This is a genomic window from Klebsiella sp. 141153 (assembly GCF_032601995.1).
GTDB classification, from domain to species: Bacteria; Pseudomonadota; Gammaproteobacteria; order Enterobacterales; family Enterobacteriaceae; genus Klebsiella; species Klebsiella aerogenes.
The window spans coordinates 95,172-112,771 of the sequence record NZ_JAQIRJ010000006.1; the positions used below are offsets into that span (position 1 = coordinate 95,172).

Sequence of the window (17,600 nt, forward strand, 5' to 3'; positions counted from 1 at the left end):
AACGCAGCATGTAAAAATCACATAACCCGCACTGCCCGATAAAGTTGCAAATAATAGGCATCATAAATACATGGTTGTTAATGAAGAGTTAAATAAAGACAATGAAATATAATTTCTTCCTATGATGTGAGCGATTCGTTCGATGTTACGCGTTTTACAGCGCCCGCTATTTTCCCGCGCGCGTATTTTCCTCGGCCGTTTAAAACCCCACGCTTTACCCGTTGCGAAAAAGCATATTTTATTGGGCTCAATCGGCGCCGGAACGGGTCTTGCCGTCACCAGCATGTTCAGCCACTGGCTGCTTGGCGAGGTGAATCTGTGGTTTATTGCGCCGATGGGCGCCTCGGCGGTATTGCTATTTGGCGCGCCCAGCAGCCCGCTTGCTCAGCCCTGGTCTATCGTTGGCGGCAACGTGCTTTCAGCGCTGATCGGCGTCACGGTGGGGCTGTTAGTGCCGGATACGGCGATCGCCTGCGGCCTGGCGGCGGCGCTGGCGATCGCCGGGATGTACTTTTTGCGTTGCCTGCATCCACCTGGCGGCGCGGTGGCGCTCACGGCTATTCTTGGCGGCGCCGGCGTACACAGTGAAGGCTACCAGTTTGTACTGACGCCGGTGCTCCTGAACTCCATGATGCTGGCGCTGCTGGCGATTGTCTTCAATAACCTGGTCGGTCGCCGCTACCCGCATCCGCTGGCTGCGGAAGAAGTGAAGCCGAATGCGGTACCGATGGGGATTACAGTCACTCGTGCAGATATTCATGCCGCGCTGCTGGAGGGGCAATTCCTCGATATCGATGAGGACGATGTTCAGGAGCTACTGGAGAATATCGAACAGCAGGCTCGGTTGCGTCTTGCCGCCGATCAAAAAGCGCGCTAGTGACGCTGTTAACCCACTCGTTGCAGCGTCTTAGCGAGCGCCAGCCTGAATCGCTCGATGAGGTCGGTTTCACCCGGCAATAATTCGGCAAGCGTAATCGTTTTGTCCGCGCCATAGACCTTGCCGCTACCGAGCTGCGCCTCAATACTGTTGGCCGCCTGATGCGCTGCCTTCAGGTCGGTATCCAGTAATATCACCGCATGGGCCAGAACGATGTGCCCCTGGCTTTCGGCTACGGGCCGCCAGTACTGAGCGGTACCGGCAATCTTGCGCGCGTTCTCTCCCTCGCCGCAGGCAAGGTTATAGCGCCCGTCGCAGAAGGAACCGTTGACGGCCTGAAATTGGCTTTCGACGCCAAAGGTCGCCAGCGTGCGTTGCAATATTCCACACAACAACAGATAAATAGGTTCGGCGGCTTCGCCTAACGGCTGGGTTACCGGCCAGGCAAGACTCAGGTTGAGGATCCCCGGCCCCTGCGGCACCAGCCCGCCGCCGGAGCGACGGATCCATATCGGCCAGCCGCGGGCGGCAAAGGCTTCGCTGACCGCGGGCAGATTGGCGAATTTCCGGTAACTGCCGGGTACTACGAACCCCTGCGGCGCCTGCCAGAGCTGAGCGACGGCTTCACCGCGGCGTGCGCGCTCGAACAAAGGCTGTTCGGCGAGCGTTGGATCATTGCAGCGGACAATGGGCAATTCGTCGGCGTTGAACCCGTCAGGCCAGCATTCCGTATTCTGTGCTGTTATCACGAAGCCCCCTTTTTATGCCGGATGTCGATTTTTCATCAACATCGCCGTGACGGCAGAGATCAGGCAGCCGACCGTCAGATAAATCGCCACGCTGTGCCACGAGCCGCCAGAGAAAGTGACCAGCGCGGCGGCGATGAAGGGCGTGAAACCGCCGCCGACCACGCTGGCCACCTGGTATCCGACGCCTGCGCCGCTATAGCGATAGCTGGCGCCAAACATTTCGGTAAACATCGGTTGCTGCACGCAGACCACCATATCATGGGCGATGTTGGCCAGCATCAGGGCAAAAAACAGGATCCAGAACAGCGAGTGCTGCTCCAGCGCCATAAAGAAGGGGAAGCCGCTTAATGTCCCGATCAGCGCCCCGGTAATATAGATCCGACGGCGGCCAAACCTATCCGCCAGCCACGCAAAGCAGGGAATGGTAAAACAGCTAATACCGCCCACCAGCAACCCGATATTGAGGAACAGTTCACGCGGCAGGCCGAGGTTTTGCGTCGAGTAGTTGAGGGCGAATGCGGTCACGATATACATCGTTAACAGTTCACACAGGCGCAGGGCGATGATTAATAAGAAGGCACCCGGATGGCGTACCAACGCTTCCAGTACCGGCAGGCGTTTTTTCTCCGCGGCGGGCGTTTTCTGCAACTGCTGTTCAAACTCCGCCGACTCGGCCATGCCGTTGCGGATCCACAGTGCCGCCAGTACCAGCACTACGCTAAACAGGAACGGCAGGCGCCAGCCCCAGCTCAGGAACTGCTCATCGGTGGTGAAACTGCTGACAAGCGATACCAGCCCAGTAGAGAGCAGCAGACCGACGCCGTAACCCACCTGCACGCTGCTGCTATAGAACGCTTTTTTGTTTTTCGGCGCGCTTTCAACCGACAGCAACGCCGCGCCGCCCCATTCGCCCCCGACGGCGAAGCCCTGCACCGCGCGCAAAATCACCAGCAAAACCGGCGCCCACCAGCCAATCTGGTTAAAGGAAGGCAGTAGGCCGATACAAGCGGTGGCGATCCCCATCATCCACACGGTCATCATTAGCATGCGCTTACGGCCTAAACGGTCGCCAAAATGGCCGAAGATAATGCCGCCGAGCGGGCGGAAGAGGAAGCCGACGCCGAAAGTCGCGAAGGCTGCCAGCGTGCCCATCGCCGGGCCAATTTGTGGGAAAAATTCGCGGTTGAACACCAGTGCGGCGGTGATGCCGTACAACAGAAAATCGTACCAGTCGACGACGGCGCCGGCAAAGCTGCCCCATGCCGCGCGACGAGCGCGATTAAGAGAACCAACCCCCTTGCCGGAGTCGGGTGAAATAAGCGTTGAGTCCATGTCTGTCCTGTTTGTTGCTAATTTGTTATTATTTGAATGAGACGTTTTCTTATCTTCGCGCCGTTAGGGAGATTACCGCGCACAAGCGCAACTGAAAAGTTTTTTACCTGCAGGAAAGACAATAAAGTAAAAAATGTCTAAATCGAACATTTAATTTCCACCGCTGGCGCGGGTTAACTGTTGACCATGACTGCTATTTTATTTTTGTCGCCCCACTGGGACAGCTTTTAAGAATTCACGTAAATGGTTTACAATTACTATCTCCAACGCTGGATATGGTGGGTGATATGCGTCTAATTTTTGCAGTTTTATTTTATGTTTTAGTTTTACCTAATGCTTTCGCAGAAAAACTGCCTGCGCCAACGGGCAAACCCGTTTTAACCATTTCAGGAAAGATTACCAATACAAACGAAGGCGATACCGCCGTATTTGATGTTGCCGCGTTAGAAAAATTGGGCAATGAGACAGTGATCACAACCACACCCTGGTATTCAGGAAAAGTGCGCTTTGACGGTATTTCACTTAGCAAACTTATGGACTTAGTGGGTGCGCAAGGTAAGACGGCGAAAGTGATGGCTCTGAATGATTATACAACCGAGGTGCCGGTGGAGGATTTTCATAAATTCCCGGTGATCCTCGCGCTGAAGATGAATGGCGAATATATGCGCATTCGTGACAAAGGGCCGCTTTTTATTGTTTATCCCTACGATAGTAGCGCGGAGTTACAGAACCAAATCTATTATTCCCGCTCGGCATGGCAGGTTTCAAAGATTATAATTGAGTAAGGCTCTGATCTTGAATCGAATACTCACTGCCATTATTTTGTCGCTTTTTATTGTCACCGGATACATTACCTATCTGGTGCATGAGCGGCAGAGTGAGCTGCAAAAATTAACACGTTACACCGACTCGTGGTCCGTATCCCAGATGGTCTCTGAATATATGCGTCTTGAGGCTCGTTTAAGCGCCCTGGCGCTGAACGTGAAGGGGACCGACCGCGATGAGGTACGCCTGCGCCTGGAAATAATGATGAGCCAGATCGAGCTGCTACAGCAGGGCGATCTTGGCCAGTTCATCAGAAAAAGCGAGCAGCGGCAGGCCACGGTTACCAGTCTGATTCAGATCCTCGATCAACTCGATCGGCAACTGGACACCATGACGCCTGAGCAGATGGTGACTCTGTTGCATACCATGAGTAAGTTGGATGGCCCGATGACCTCACTGGCCTCCATGACCCTGGCGCAGGACTTTGATGTCGTTAATCTTACGCACGATAAGATTCAGCATCTTTATTACATCTATTCGGTGATTTCAATCTTGCTGATTACGATGTGTATTTCTCTGGGTTTATTGATGCTTCGGCAAAATAATAACTTGCGTCGAGCGCATGTGCGCATGAAGTTGTTAGCTAACGATTTGCAGCTGTCGAAAGAGAAACTGCAGGTACAAAACCGCCGTTTGCAATATGACGCTTATCACGATTCGTTAACAGGCATGCCTAACCGCCTCTCTTTCTGGCAGAGGCTGCAGGAAGTGGTTAATCACGTAAAACCTTATAATGGTTGCGCTGTGGTTATGTTGTTCGACCTGGATAATTTTAAAGATGTTAACGATACCCTGGGACATGATGCGGGTGACAAACTGCTGCAGGAGCTCGCCAGCCGCCTGTCGTTCTTCCGTAAAACATCAGAGACGCTGTACCGGCTTGGCGGCGACGAATTTGCCCTGGTATCGCAGGATCTGAGCGAAGAAATGGCGCTGGAGCGGGCGGATGTGATCCGCGAGAAAATCAGCCAGCCCTACTATATCTACGATTCATTGATTAACATCGGCGCTTGCATCGGCATCGTTATCTCCGATGGTGAAAGTCGTACCGATTACTTATACAAATGTGCCGATCTGGCGCTGTATGAAGCGAAAAAGTCTGGCGCGGGCCACGTGGAGATTTTCCGTCCTGGCATGTTGCAACGTTTACAGGAAAACAAATCCTTTGAGGACGATCTGCTGCATGCGCTGGAAAATGACCAGTTCAAGGTTTACTACCAGCCAATCGCCGACACGGTGTCGCGTGAAATCTACGGCTACGAGGCGCTGGTACGCTGGTTCCATCCGCTACGCGGTATGGTACCGCCCGTTGAGTTTATTCCGGTGGCGGAGAAAACCGGCCTGATAAACCAACTTGGCGAGTGGGTGCTGAAAACTGCCTGTGAGGAGGCTGCCCGCTGGGAACAGCCGCTGAAGGTTTCGGTTAACGTCTCACCGATTCAACTTATTAATACTTCGCTTACCGAGACGGTGGCAGCGGTACTAAAGAAGACCGGACTCGACCCGCGACGCCTTGATCTTGAGATTACGGAATCTGATGTGTTTAACGAAAATACGCGCTCGCTGGAGATCCTCAGCCAGTTGCGCGAGCAGGGGATTCAGATCTCTATTGACGATTTTGGTACCGGCTATTCGTCATTGTCGCGGCTGAGTTATTTCCCTTTCGATAAGATCAAAATTGATCGCTCGTTTGTGGTCAATATACCTATGCAAAAAGATGACCTTGATATTGTGCGCCTGATTATCAGTATGGGGAAAAGCTTGCATATGCGCATCGTCGCCGAAGGCGTTGAAACCGAGGAACAGTTAACTTCGCTGCAACAATTAGGTTGCGATCTCGTCCAGGGATATTTGATCGGGAAGCCGGGGCTGTTAAATAACAACTGAAAAAAGATCATCTTCGGTCTTTAAACTGGCGCCTGTGAACTATCGCAGGCGCTTTTTTATATTTTAAATAAAGCTAATCCGTAATGGGTATAAATAGGGGTAGAAGTAATAGATTCGAAAAAATAATACCCTTAGCAATTAAAAGGGGTATATGATATGCAATATATCGTTCCATTCGCGGCGTTATTTCACGGCGCGGAAAGAGAGGCAAATCATGCAGCGAATCATTATACCTACCCATTATGTTCAGACCCGTTCCACCCCTATGTGGACCAAAGAGACCGCACCCGCGTCTATCTGGAAACGCCATCTTGATGCCGGCACGCGACAGGGCGTCTATCCGCGTCTGTCGGTGATGCAGGGTGCAATACGCTATTATGGTTATGCCGATGAAACGAGCCCAGACCCTGTTGAAACGATGACTATCGAAGCGGGGCAGTTTGGTGTCTTCCCTGCGGAAAAGTGGCACTGCATTGAGGCATTATCTGACGATACCGTATTTAATGTCGATTTTTACGTCGACCCTAAAATTCTGATTGAGGGATAAGCTATGTCTATGAACAGTGAAAATAAAGGTTATTCATTAGCGATAGTCAATGGCAACAATCACGAAAAATATGAGAAAGTTTATTTAAAGCCGATGGCGCTCTATGTTCCTGATATCGCGGCTCAGGCCGTAGCAGAATTACTCTCTGGGATTTCGAACGATAATTTACAGGGTAAAGGGGTTAGTCTGACGGTAACGAATAATAATAATGGCGTGTCGGTGGATAAAGACTTTGACTCGCTTGACTCCTTACAGGACCCGCAGATCGCCGCTGACGCGGTGAAAGAGCTCATCAATATTGTGCGCGGCTATGAGTCTGACGAAGAGACTAACGTCTGCGGCTGGTAATACGCCGTCTGGCAGATATCGCCCGATATCTGCCTTTTCACAGGCTTCAACTAAGCGCGATCTGCCGCAGTAGCCAGTTCCGCAACGCGCTGATATCGCCGCGCTGGGCTATATCTGGTGTCGCCACCAGATAATAGTTCGCACCGGGTAAGGACATCTCAAATGGCGCTACTAGAACCCGGCGTTGCAGCAGATCGCGCGCCAGCAGTTCGCTGGCAATAACCACGCCTTGTCCCGCCACAGCCGCCTGGAGCGCATGCGTCTCGTCGCTGAAGGTTAACCCTGCGCCGGTATTCAGTTGTGATGGCCCGTAGTGGCGCAGCCAGTTCTCCCAGTCTGGCGAATCTGCCGGAACGTGACGATGTTCAACGTGGAACAGGGTAGCGTGACGCAAATCCTCCAGCCGTGTAATACCCAGCGCTGGGCTGGCGACGACGATAAAGCGGTCTTCATGTAGCAAGGTGCAGTGCAGTTCGCGCTCCGGCGTTTCACGATAGCGAATCGCGACGTCGACGCTGCGCAAGTTGAGATCCACACGCTCGACGCTGGTATGGAGCCGCAGGTCAATGGCGGGAAATTCCGCTTTAAATGCTGCCAGCCGCGGTACCAGCCAGTGGGTCAAAAAGTTGGAGGTGGTGGTGACGGTGAGCGACGGCGGCTGGTGTGAGCGAACAATTTGCGTAGTCGCTTCTTCCAGCGCGCTAAAGGCGCGTTGCGTGCCTGCGTAGAGGATTTCGCCGCTGTCGGTCAGGCTGACGCCCATGGCGTTGCGTTCACAGACCCGGCACTCCAGCACAGATTCCAGAAGTTTTATCTGATGACTCACCGCAGTAGCGCTCACTCCGAGCATATCGGCGGCGCGTTTAAAACTGCGGCAGCGGGCCACGGCATGAAAGGCGCGCAGCGCGCCCAGCGGAGGAAGGCGGGTTTTTCTCATGGCTGAATTTTTCTCATCTATGGCTGAAATCTATGCGTTTGCTGTACTCATTATACAGGCGGTAGCCTACTGATATGTGAAATAGACGCTGAGTTTAATTCATCAGCGTTTGCCATTATCAGGAGTGAATAATGAGTATCTATTCTAATCAGCACGCCGGTGGGGCAACAATTTGCGTAGTCCCGTTCACGCAAGCTATCGCGCTAAGTGGCGTATTCGCGGCGGGGGCGCTGCTATTGAGCGTTTCCTCCATGATTGGCGCTATCGGTACTCTGGCGTCTCTGCTGACGCTGGTGGGAGCTTTTGCCGTTGGCTATGCAATCGCGCGTTGGCAGCCGTGGTCAGCACGTTTTAGCGTTAGGGTATCGTGCTACGCCTTTGTGCTGTCCGCTATGGGCTGGTTAATGTTACTGGTGCTGTGGAATAGCGGACACGGTTGGCTATCTCAAATTCCGGGGATCGCCTTTGGTGGATTAGGTCTGGGCATCGTCTGGCAAAACAATGCTACAGCAAGATATTCGTCGGGCATGATGGCGAACATCCCGATGATAGCGGGTATCGTTATTATTATCCTGGCGACTCTGCTAACCAATCACTATGCGGATTCGGGAAAGGGAGGTTTTGTCTACGCACTGGCGGTCCTGGTGGATCTGGCATTGCTGGGAGCGGTGCTGGTGAAAATTAGGCAGCAGGAAATGTCGTAAATCGGCCTGTTATTTACCATGGCAAATCCTACCTATCATCTACGCAAGCGTAACACCACGACGACTTTGGTTCTGGCGTGGTGCCCGTTATCCTCTGTTTGTCAGTGAATCCATTAAATATAAGTCGTGAACACTTAGTCATTTTGGTGACAGCAGAATTGAGAGAAAAATCGCTGTTTTATGTAACGTGACAACATGTGAAGTGGCTTACATTTTTGACTTTCATCACACTTTATAGTTACGTCATTCTTGGTCGACGCAGTTATTTACTATGGCATCCATTAAAGACGTAGCAATAAAAGCTGGAGTATCCACCGCTACGGTCTCACGCGTGCTGAATAATCATCCCAGCGTGGCTCCAGAAACTCGCAAAGCAGTTCGTGAGGCAATGGATTTCTTATGCTATGTGCCCAGCAAGAGTGCGTTTCAATTGAGTGGGAAATGTTCTGGGCTGATTGCTGTTGTTCTGCCAAACCTTGTCAACCCACATTTTTGTGAACTGCTGGCGACATTTGAAGAAGAGGCAAGATACATCGGTAAAACGGTTATCGTCAAAACTCATCAGAATCAACCGCAGCTAGATAAGCAAATAATATATACGCTTATTAGTATGGGTATTGACAGTTTGCTATGGGTACCAACAGAAGCCGAAAGCGAACTTGCAGAATGGCTCATCGCAACTAATATCCCCGTTGCCGTGGTTACGCTGGTATCGCGATTTTTCAATTCTGTTTCTATCGATCAAAGTAAAGGGGCGGAAGTTATAGCTGAGCATTTTATTCAGACCGGTCATACCACGTTTGGATTTGTAGCGCAGGAAGGCGCGGATAACCGAAAGGTTTTTTCATGGGCAAAACGAATTACCGGCCAGGGATTGTCTATAGATAAAGAAAATCAGTTTTGGATAGCGAAAGGTGAGGGTGAGAAAACGTCAGGGCATATTAGTATACTCGATGATATTATTGTCAGGCTAGCCGCGAGAATAAATCATTGCTCATCTCTCTGGGTTTATAACGATGTGGCTGCTAGTTATATTATTGATGGGTTAAAAGAAAAAGGAATATCTGTGCCTAAAGATATTGCCATCGCTAGTTTTGATAATACTTTACTGGCACAAACTAAAAAAATTACCAGTGTGGCGCAACCGATAAGTGAAATCGCCCATCTGGCATTTCAAATGATTAACAACGAAACGAAGCAAGGCAGTATTGAAATGCACGAAATTGTCTCTCGGTTAATTATTCGGGAGAGTAGTGTGAGTATTAATATTACTTTGTTTTAATCTATATACGCCATTATTAACTTATAAATATAAACTAACATTGGTTTACTAACCTCTGTTGAACACTTATGACTGTATACCTTAGAGGTTTTCTATGTCTGCAAACTCAATCGAAAGGCAAGGTGTTTACGGCAAACTGCATTTAAAAGAAAAAATTGGTTATGGAATGGGAGATGCTGGTTCTTGTATGATTTGGAGTGTACTGGCGTTATATCTAACATGGTTCTACACAGATGTTTATGGCTTAGCTCCCGGTGTTGTCGGTACCTTGTTTCTGGTCATTCGTATTTTTGATGCCTTTAGCGATCCGGTTATGGGGGCGATTTGCGATCGTACTCGTAGCCGATGGGGTAAATTCCGACCATGGTTATTATGGATGGCATTGCCATTTGGTTTGGGAGCAGTACTGATGTTCACAACGCCCGATTTAAGTATGAATGGAAAAATTGTTTATGCCTGGGTGACATATCTTGTGATGTCATTGATTTATACTGCTATCAATATTCCATATTGCTCAGTAGCTGGTGTGATCACGCTAAACCAGAAAGAGCGTTTAGGCTGTTTGTCATGGCGATTTTTCCTCAATGGATTGGCGACGCTAATTGTCTCTTCTTCAATTTTACCCTTAACAGACTGGTTAGGTAACGGTAACAGAGCGGCTGGTTTTCAGTTGACTATGGTAATCATGGGAGGCGCTGCGACACTAATGTTCTTCTTTTGTTTTGCCAGTATCAAAGAACGTGTTACTGCAATTAAAGTTAATGACTCTTTAATAAATGATCTAAAAGATATCATCAAAAACGATCAATGGTTGTTGATGATATGTATTACTTTCCTTAATGTTTTTCCGGCATTTATTCGTGGTGCAGTGACTATTTATTATGCTACCTATGTTATGCAAGCCTCCGTCGGATTTACTACGTTTTTTTTGGCTCTTGGTGTTGCATGTAACATGTTAGGTAGTGTTATAGCGAAACCACTCACCGATCGTTTTGATAAAATTAAGCTGTTCCGTTCGATTAATATCGTTCTTGGCTTCCTTTCTTTAGCTCTATGGTTTGTCGATCCCAGATCTTTGCTGCCACTACTTACACTCTTTATCATCATTAACATCCTGCATTTAATTCAATCAGGCCCAATATTATGGGCTATGATGTCCGACGTTGATGACTACGGTGACTGGAAATACGGTAAACGCCTTACCGGTATTTCATTTGCCGGTAATTTGTTTATGTTAAAAATGGGCCTGGCAGTTGCTGGTGCGATTGTTGCGTGGATATTATCATTAACGGGTTACATCGCTAATAAACCTCAACAAAACACAGAGACTATCGAAGGTATCATTATTATGTTTTCTTTACTGCCAATGATTACCTATTTTCTTAGTGCATTTGTAGTTAGATACTTTAAATTGAATAACCACTTTCTTGAGCAAATTAAAGTGGAACTCGCTAAGCGTGAACTTAATAACGGTTCTTCACCGCATCATGACATCGGGTGAGATACGACCACAGTGGTTAATCATTAGTTAAAATTCTTCTGAAAGAAATCAGGGGAGGTGTTACTTATTATAATGTTCAGACGGTCACTAGAACCATAATATCTACCTATTCTAATAATGTAGAGGGAAATAACGCATGTCGAGTAATAATTATTATGATGTAACAGAGTGGAGTGAAGGTAACCCTTTTGAAGATATCGGTTTTGTGATTAATAGTATTATTGCTGATATTAAAAACCGGCAGACTGACACAGATGTTAATGATGGCGGGAAGCCGGGGGCCGTGATCTTTATTCCACCTGGAGACTATCATTTGCTCACTCAGGTAGTAATAGACGTCAGTTATTTGAAAATTAAAGGGGACGGACATGGGTTTACCTCTTCAAGTATCCGTTTTAATACCCCGGAAAATGAGTGGGCAAGTTGGCATGAATTGTGGCCAGGCGGTAGCCGTATACTTGTTGATATAACACCATCAGCTACGACTCCGGAAGCGGAAGGGGCGGCTTTTTATATTGAGCGTAGCGGTGACCCAAGAATAAGCTCAGTTGAGTTTGCTGATTTTTGCATTGATGGGTTACATTTTGTAGATGATGGTTCGGGAAATAACGACCCTGAAAACACCTACCTCAATGGTAAAACGGGTATTTATATTGCCAGTGCACAGGACTCATTCCGTATTAGTGGAATGGGATTTGTATATCTTGAACACGGCATCACTATATATAATGCCGATGCATTGGCGATACATAATAACTTTATTGCCGAGTGCGGTAATTGTATAGAACTCCGCGGATCGGGACAGGCTTCAAAAGTAACTGATAATTTGATAGGTGCCGGTTATAGAGGATATTCTATTTATGCAGAGAACTTTGGTGGCCTTCTGGTTACAGCAAACAACATTTTTCCCCGCGGTAAAAGCAGTATTCATTTTTCTGGTGTCGTCCGTTCTGCAGTTAGCGGCAACAGGTTTCATTCATTCTATCCAGGGATGTTGGTTTTTGAGAAAAGCTGTTCAGAAAACCTGGTGACGGCAAACCACTTTTTCCGTGAACATGAACCTTGGGAACCTATGCAGGCGTATAGTAATGGTTTAGATGACTTGTATGGGTTGCTATATATAGAGGGTGAGAATAATTCGATCATTGCTAACCATATTTCTGAATCGATTGATAAACAGTATATCGTTCCCGTTGGCGCTACACCTGTGATAATACGGTTGGCATCAGGAGATAGTAACTATATTTCTGACAATCATATTGTTGCTACCACCGATACATCATCGTTAAAAGGTCATGCAGAATCTTGTTTCTCTACACAAGTTAGAGCGCTGCTGGCATTAAAGGGGTTGGAAGTTCTCGACGTGACGACCGTACAGGTCGACGCAGCATCTCAACGTAATACCATACTTGATTCCGGAAGTGACGATCAGGTTGTGCTTGATAAAGCGGTCAATGCGTTTAGAGCAACGCCGGTACCCGGCTTGTCATAATAGAAAAGCAAAAAGCCTGCTCGAAAGCAGGCTTTTCTGAATTTGGCTCCTCTGACTGGACTCGAACCAGTGACATACGGATTAACAGTCCGCCGTTCTACCGACTGAACTACAGAGGAATCGTGTGAACGAGGCGCATGTTAACGAGTGAGTGACGGGTTGTCAAAGGAGATTGCGTCATTTGCGATTGTTCGCTGGTAAAATCATCAATGACAGCGATTTTTTCAGCACTTAAGCGAAGATTTAAGCAGTAAAAAGGCGGGAAGACTCACAAGTGGATCCGGAAAACACTCTATTCCGCAGTTGCATTAAAGAGTCATTTAGACGATGAGAGTACAATCGTCATTCGGATACACCAGCCTACAATACAGGTGTAACTTGAGACGTGAATGGATTATTTTTCATCGGGTTCTGCATTTAGCCGCCATGGCTGCAAATGACCATTTTTAATTCTGGTTAAATAATCTTCAATTAAACTCTTAGTTTGCGGGGCGAGGGTGTAAAATTCATGTAACGTACAAGCTATATTAGATTGTAAATCTATAGTGCTGGAGATGTTCTCAGGAATAATGTACATTTGGCGGTTTGTCATAGTTCTAATGTATAATCTTCTGCCAATAATAGGGTTTTCAGCGAATAAATTAACGCCAATCTCAATGACGCCTTCTACAGGAAAATATAAAACGTACCACTGTTTTTTATTATGGTTGTTAATTAAAGATTCAACCATTTCGGCAGGGGATAGAAGTTTCAAATTATCAACACAACGAAGAATGTATCGGTACATTACAAATTGTTTTAGTAGCGCCGTGAAGAATCCTAATAAAAATAAAAGGGTAACCGTTGATGCTATTACTACTAAAAACCATTCTCCTGTTGATAAAACCGAAAAAGAAGATGCGATAACTAAACTTATTATGAACGAAAAGATAAATGTTAAGCTTTGTAATTTATATTTTTCTTTTGCAAATTTAAATAAAAAGTAAGTCAGGAGAAACCCACACAGGCAATAAAAAAATAATAATGATCTATCCATGTATTTAATCCTGGTATGTGTGTGTTAAAAATATTTTCTCAAAGTATCTAAATATTTCATACTAACTTGATTCTATGCTACCACGAAGACAGTAAACCTTGCTATTCCTGTTGGCGCGTAAACGCAGCAGGGAATAGGCATTTTCGACTGTGCTCAGCAGGTTTTGTCGTTATGTTTGATGTCTGTGGATGAAGCGAACGAACAGAAGAGAGTGGAAAGCAAAAAAGCAGACGTCGCTGAACGTCTGCTTTTCTTAAAATTGGCTCCTCTGACTGGACTCGAACCAGTGACATACGGATTAACAGTCCGCCGTTCTACCGACTGAACTACAGAGGAATCGTGTGGAGTGGTATCTTAGCGGCGAAAAAAAATTTGTCAAATATCAATTCAGTGGTGGGGCTTCGCTTGCTGCATCTCTCAACAAATTGTCGTAATTGCCAACAAATTATCAGGAAAAATACTTTGCAGGATTAGCAGTTCTCAATCATCATTTGAAATGTTGTTTCAACTCTTCTCACTAAGGTCTCCCTTGAACGTCACTTCAGCAGTACGCCAGGCCGTAGCGCGCACGTCCTGGTTTAAAAAACGCAAGAGCTATCGGGTGCTCTACTGGCGTGAAATCAGTCCCCTTGCCGTACCGATCCTGTTGGAAAATGCCTGCGTGTTATTGATGGGCGTGCTGAGTACTTTCCTTGTTAGCTGGCTCGGCAAAGAAGCGATGGCCGGGGTGGGCTTAGCCGATAGCTTTAATATGGTGATTATGTCGTTCTTTGCCGCGATTGACCTTGGCACCACCGTGGTGGTGGCCTTCAGCCTCGGCAAGCGCGATAGAAAGCGGGCGAGGGCGGCTGCGCGGCAGTCGCTGGCGATCATGACCTTGTTCTCGATTGTGCTGGCGGCGGTTATTCACGCTTTTGGTCAGCAGATTATCGATATCGTTGCCGGAGACGCCACGGTTCAGGTTAAAGCGCTGGCCTTAACCTATCTCGAACTGACCGTGCTGAGCTATCCGGCGGCGGCCATTGCTTTAATCGGTAGCGGCGCGCTTCGCGGCGCGGGAACCACCAAAATACCGCTGCTAATTAACGGCGGGATGAATATTCTCAATATTATTATCAGCAGTATCCTGATTTACGGCCTCTTTTCCTGGCCGGGGCTCGGCTTTGTCGGCGCTGGGCTGGGGCTGACTATTGCCCGCTATATTGGTGCGTTGGCAACAATCTGGGTACTGATGACAGGTTTTAACCCGGCGCTGCGCATTTCGCTGAAGAGTTACTTTAAGCCGTTTAACTTTGCCATTATCTGGGAAGTGATGGGTATTGGTATCCCGGCGAGCATCGAATCGGTACTGTTTAACGGCGGCAAGCTGCTGACGCAAATGTTTGTTGCCGGTATGGGGACCAACGTCATCGCCGGAAACTTTATTGCCTTCTCGGTGGCTTCGTTAATTAACTTGCCGGGTAACGCGCTGGGATCGGCCTCCACCATTATTACCGGTAAACGTCTGGGGAAAGGGCAAGTCGGCCAGGCGGAACGTCAGGCCTGGTTCGTGTTCTGGCTGTCGACCATTATCCTGACGCTTATCGCCTGGGGCACCGCACCTTTCGCCGGCCTGATCGCTTCGTTCTATACCAGCGAAGAAGATGTAAAAGTAGTGGTTAAAGAATTATTGTGGCTCAATGCCCTGTTTATGCCAATTTGGTCGCTTTCGTGGACCTTGCCCTGTGCCTTTAAAGGCGCACGCGACGTGCGTTACACCATGTGGGTGTCGATGCTGGGTATGTGGGGCTGCCGGGTGGTTGCTGGCTATACGCTGGGGATCATGCTGGGTATGGGCGTTATCGGCGTCTGGCTGGGTATGGTGCTTGACTGGGCGGTGCGCGGCCTGTTGTTCTATCGTCGGATGATCACCGGGCGTTGGTTGTGGAAGTACCCGCGATTAAAGGCTCGGCTGGAAGAAAAGTCATGAATATACTGAAAAAGCGTTACTTTTTAGACGAAGTGAGGAATAAATAGGCAAACGATCGCCATTATAAAAAACATCTTTGACATGGCTGAGCGTGCTCGCTAATATTCGCCCCGTTCACACGATTCCTCTGTAGTTCAGTCGGTAGAACGGCGGACTGTTAATCCGTATGTCACTGGTTCGAGTCCAGTCAGAGGAGCCAAATTTAAAAAGCCTGCTTTCGAGCAGGCTTTTTGCTTTTCTGCATCCATACAATTTTTCCCTGCGCACATAGCGCGCAGGGCTCTCCTGGGATTAACGGAACGGCGGTTCGTTGAAGGTACGCAGCTTGCGGGAGTGCATGTGGTCGCCCTCGGCGCGCAGCAGATCGATGGCGCGGATCCCTATCTGCAGATGCTCGGAAATCGCCCCTTCGTAAAAGCGGTTCGCTTGTCCCGGCAGTTTGATTTCACCGTGCAGCGGTTTATCGGAGACGCACAGCAGCGTGCCGTAAGGAACGCGGAAACGGTAGCCCTGTGCGGCAATAGTGGCGCTTTCCATATCAATAGCCACCGCCCGACTGAGATTAAAGCGCAGCGCCGAGGCGGAATAACGTAACTCCCAGTTGCGGTCATCGGTCGTCACCACCGTACCGGTACGCAGACGCTGTTTGACCTCTTCGCCCGGCATGCCGCTAACCTGTTTAGTGGCGTCATACAGCGCGCGCTGCACTTCGGCGATGCTCGGGATGGGAATATCCGGCGGCAGCACCGCATCCAGCACGTGGTCATCACGTAAATAGGCGTGCGCGAGCACGTAGTCGCCTATCGACTGGCTCTCACGCAGGCCGCCACAGTGGCCAATCATCAGCCAGACGTCAGGACGCAGCACCGCGAGGTGATCGCAAATATTTTTTGCATTCGCCGGGCCGACGCCGATGTTGATCAACGTAATGCCCTGACCGTCGTTAGTGATCAGGTGCCAGGCCGGCATCTGGTGCTTTTTCCACGCCAGATCGGAAATCGCCTCTTCCGGGGCCTCCGTGTCGGCGGTGATCCAAATCCCGCCTGCGCAGGAGAGGGCAATGTACGGGCTATCCGGATCGAGGATCTGGCTACAGCCCCAGCTGACGAACTCATCGACGTAACGAGTGTAGTTGGTAAACAATACATACGGCTGGAAGTGCTCAACCGGCGTGCCGGTATAATGCTTCAGACGTGCCAGCGAAAAATCGACGCGGCGGGCGTCAAAATGCGACAGCGGATAATACTCGGTAGCGTGGAACAGACCATCGGCGGTTTCATCGCCAATCTGCGACAGTTCGGTGGTCGGAAAATAACGTGTTAATCCAGCGCTCATTGAGCGATCCAGCGTCAGGGCTGAGCCATCAATCACGTAAGGAAAGGGAATTTCGTGCTGCGAATGGCCAACGCTAATATGCGCGCCGTAATCCTGATACAGCAGAGTTAATTGTTCCAGCAGGTAAGCGCGAAAGAGTTTTGGGTTAGTAATGGTGGTGGTGTAGCAGCCCGAATGGGTGAATCGCCCCCAGGCACGGGTTTTTAAGGCTTTGTGCTCGGCGCCATCCCATGAAACAGACAGTTGAGGATAGACGAATAAGCCTTCAGCACGGGCTATTTCATCAGGAAGGATATTGTGGTGAATGTACTCGCCAATGGCCTTACGCAACGCGTTAACCGCTCTTTCATACTGCGCTTCCAGCTGGGAAAGCGCCTGCTCCGGGGTTAGACTGACGGCCTTCTGGTTCATCATTCGCTCCTTGTTTCAGGTCTGCTGATACTGTCGATAGTATGCTACAGCGTGAAAATGGCGAAGGAAAATTACTGTCCCGGGTAAATATTCAAACGCGTTGATAATAAAAGCTTAGCCGCGCAGGGTCAGGCAGTCTGTGCCCAGCGTTCGGCGCTAAAATTACTTGCGCTTATCACTCTTAATGTCGCCGCGCTGTTATTGTTGATGTAATAAAGCGCATTAGGACCAGGCGTTAACTTATCGCCTTCCTGCAGTTTGCATCGGCTTTCGATTTCAGCAATCACCACGATCTGACCGCTCTGTAGAACCACGCAAGTTCTTGCTGGAGATGAATTTTTCCGTACTTTTTTTACCCACCATTCCAT

At 48.8% G+C, this 17,600-nt stretch carries 17 protein-coding genes and 3 tRNA genes; 12 read left to right on the forward strand and 8 right to left on the reverse strand.

The window, feature by feature from the left end; genetic code table 11:
• Window positions 1-142: 142 nt before the first annotated feature.
• Window positions 143-877 (forward strand): HPP family protein, encoded by a 735-nt coding sequence (locus tag PGS10_RS13545; RefSeq protein ID WP_047045907.1) that lies wholly within the window; start codon window positions 143-145, stop codon window positions 875-877.
• Window positions 878-885: 8 nt separating this feature from the next.
• Here the strand turns inward: PGS10_RS13545 and PGS10_RS13550 are convergent, their stop codons facing one another.
• Both PGS10_RS13550 and shiA read right to left on the reverse strand, forming a co-directional pair.
• The gene (locus PGS10_RS13550) at window positions 886-1,626 is read right to left on the reverse strand and encodes a lipoyl protein ligase domain-containing protein (protein WP_409977443.1); all 741 of its coding nucleotides are present in this window, start codon (window positions 1,624-1,626) and stop codon (window positions 886-888) included.
• A 12-nt stretch (window positions 1,627-1,638) separates the two neighbouring features.
• Window positions 1,639-2,958: a shikimate transporter gene (gene shiA / locus PGS10_RS13555; protein ID WP_316423094.1), complete on the reverse strand. Its 1,320-nt coding sequence runs from the start codon at window positions 2,956-2,958 to the stop codon at window positions 1,639-1,641.
• A gap of 287 nt (window positions 2,959-3,245) precedes the next feature.
• Between shiA and PGS10_RS13560 the strand changes: the two genes are divergently transcribed.
• The 4 genes from PGS10_RS13560 (at window position 3,246) to PGS10_RS13575 (ending at window position 6,565) form a co-directional block, all read left to right on the forward strand.
• The gene (locus PGS10_RS13560) at window positions 3,246-3,743 is read left to right on the forward strand and encodes a molybdopterin-dependent oxidoreductase (RefSeq protein ID WP_045391638.1); all 498 of its coding nucleotides are present in this window, start codon (window positions 3,246-3,248) and stop codon (window positions 3,741-3,743) included.
• A gap of 10 nt (window positions 3,744-3,753) precedes the next feature.
• Complete coding sequence (locus tag PGS10_RS13565) at window positions 3,754-5,670, forward strand: putative bifunctional diguanylate cyclase/phosphodiesterase (protein ID WP_045391635.1); 1,917 nt, start codon at window positions 3,754-3,756, stop codon at window positions 5,668-5,670.
• Window positions 5,671-5,884: 214 nt separating this feature from the next.
• Window positions 5,885-6,217 carry a DUF1971 domain-containing protein gene (locus tag PGS10_RS13570; RefSeq protein WP_045391632.1) on the forward strand — a complete coding sequence of 111 codons (333 nt, stop codon included), beginning with the start codon at window positions 5,885-5,887 and terminating at the stop codon, window positions 6,215-6,217.
• Window positions 6,218-6,226: 9 nt separating this feature from the next.
• Complete coding sequence (locus PGS10_RS13575; protein ID WP_047078111.1) at window positions 6,227-6,565, forward strand: DUF1869 domain-containing protein; 339 nt, start codon at window positions 6,227-6,229, stop codon at window positions 6,563-6,565.
• A 46-nt stretch (window positions 6,566-6,611) separates the two neighbouring features.
• On the opposite strand, the gene PGS10_RS13580 is transcribed toward PGS10_RS13575, so the two are convergent.
• A complete protein-coding gene (locus PGS10_RS13580) occupies window positions 6,612-7,502 on the reverse strand; it encodes a LysR substrate-binding domain-containing protein (protein WP_047078079.1) in 891 nt (296 codons plus the stop codon).
• Window positions 7,503-7,633: 131 nt separating this feature from the next.
• Between PGS10_RS13580 and PGS10_RS13585 the strand changes: the two genes are divergently transcribed.
• The 4 genes from PGS10_RS13585 (at window position 7,634) to PGS10_RS13600 (ending at window position 12,481) form a co-directional block, all read left to right on the forward strand.
• Window positions 7,634-8,206 carry a hypothetical protein gene (locus PGS10_RS13585; protein ID WP_047078078.1) on the forward strand — a complete coding sequence of 191 codons (573 nt, stop codon included), beginning with the start codon at window positions 7,634-7,636 and terminating at the stop codon, window positions 8,204-8,206.
• Window positions 8,207-8,477: 271 nt separating this feature from the next.
• A complete protein-coding gene (locus PGS10_RS13590) occupies window positions 8,478-9,488 on the forward strand; it encodes a LacI family DNA-binding transcriptional regulator (RefSeq protein WP_045391623.1) in 1,011 nt (336 codons plus the stop codon).
• Between the two features lie 94 nt (window positions 9,489-9,582).
• On the forward strand, window positions 9,583-10,989 hold the full coding sequence (locus PGS10_RS13595) for a glycoside-pentoside-hexuronide (GPH):cation symporter (RefSeq protein WP_047078077.1): 1,407 nt from the start codon (window positions 9,583-9,585) through the stop codon (window positions 10,987-10,989).
• A gap of 136 nt (window positions 10,990-11,125) precedes the next feature.
• On the forward strand, window positions 11,126-12,481 hold the full coding sequence (locus PGS10_RS13600; RefSeq protein ID WP_047078076.1) for a NosD domain-containing protein: 1,356 nt from the start codon (window positions 11,126-11,128) through the stop codon (window positions 12,479-12,481).
• Window positions 12,482-12,524: 43 nt separating this feature from the next.
• Here PGS10_RS13600 and PGS10_RS13605 read toward each other — a convergent pair.
• From PGS10_RS13605 to PGS10_RS13615, 3 genes are all read right to left on the reverse strand, one after another.
• Window positions 12,525-12,600: transfer RNA gene (locus PGS10_RS13605), tRNA-Asn, on the reverse strand.
• Between the two features lie 275 nt (window positions 12,601-12,875).
• Entirely contained in the window at window positions 12,876-13,517 is a 642-nt protein-coding gene (locus PGS10_RS13610) for a hypothetical protein (protein ID WP_316423095.1), read from the reverse strand.
• 260 nt (window positions 13,518-13,777) lie between these two features.
• Window positions 13,778-13,853: transfer RNA gene (locus PGS10_RS13615), tRNA-Asn, on the reverse strand.
• A 5-nt stretch (window positions 13,854-13,858) separates the two neighbouring features.
• Between PGS10_RS13615 and PGS10_RS25105 the strand changes: the two genes are divergently transcribed.
• From PGS10_RS25105 to PGS10_RS13625, 3 genes are all read left to right on the forward strand, one after another.
• Window positions 13,859-13,951, forward strand: a complete 93-nt coding sequence (locus PGS10_RS25105; RefSeq protein WP_221694692.1) for a DUF5951 family protein — start codon at window positions 13,859-13,861, stop codon at window positions 13,949-13,951.
• Between the two features lie 95 nt (window positions 13,952-14,046).
• Complete coding sequence (locus PGS10_RS13620) at window positions 14,047-15,486, forward strand: EmmdR/YeeO family multidrug/toxin efflux MATE transporter (RefSeq protein WP_045390189.1); 1,440 nt, start codon at window positions 14,047-14,049, stop codon at window positions 15,484-15,486.
• 123 nt (window positions 15,487-15,609) lie between these two features.
• A tRNA-Asn gene (locus PGS10_RS13625) sits at window positions 15,610-15,685 on the forward strand.
• Between the two features lie 92 nt (window positions 15,686-15,777).
• Here PGS10_RS13625 and PGS10_RS13630 read toward each other — a convergent pair.
• Window positions 15,778-17,232 carry an AMP nucleosidase gene (locus tag PGS10_RS13630; protein WP_045390191.1) on the reverse strand — a complete coding sequence of 485 codons (1,455 nt, stop codon included), beginning with the start codon at window positions 17,230-17,232 and terminating at the stop codon, window positions 15,778-15,780.
• Between the two features lie 128 nt (window positions 17,233-17,360).
• Window positions 17,361-17,600 (reverse strand): histidine kinase, encoded by a 240-nt coding sequence (locus PGS10_RS13635; RefSeq protein WP_045390193.1) that lies wholly within the window; start codon window positions 17,598-17,600, stop codon window positions 17,361-17,363.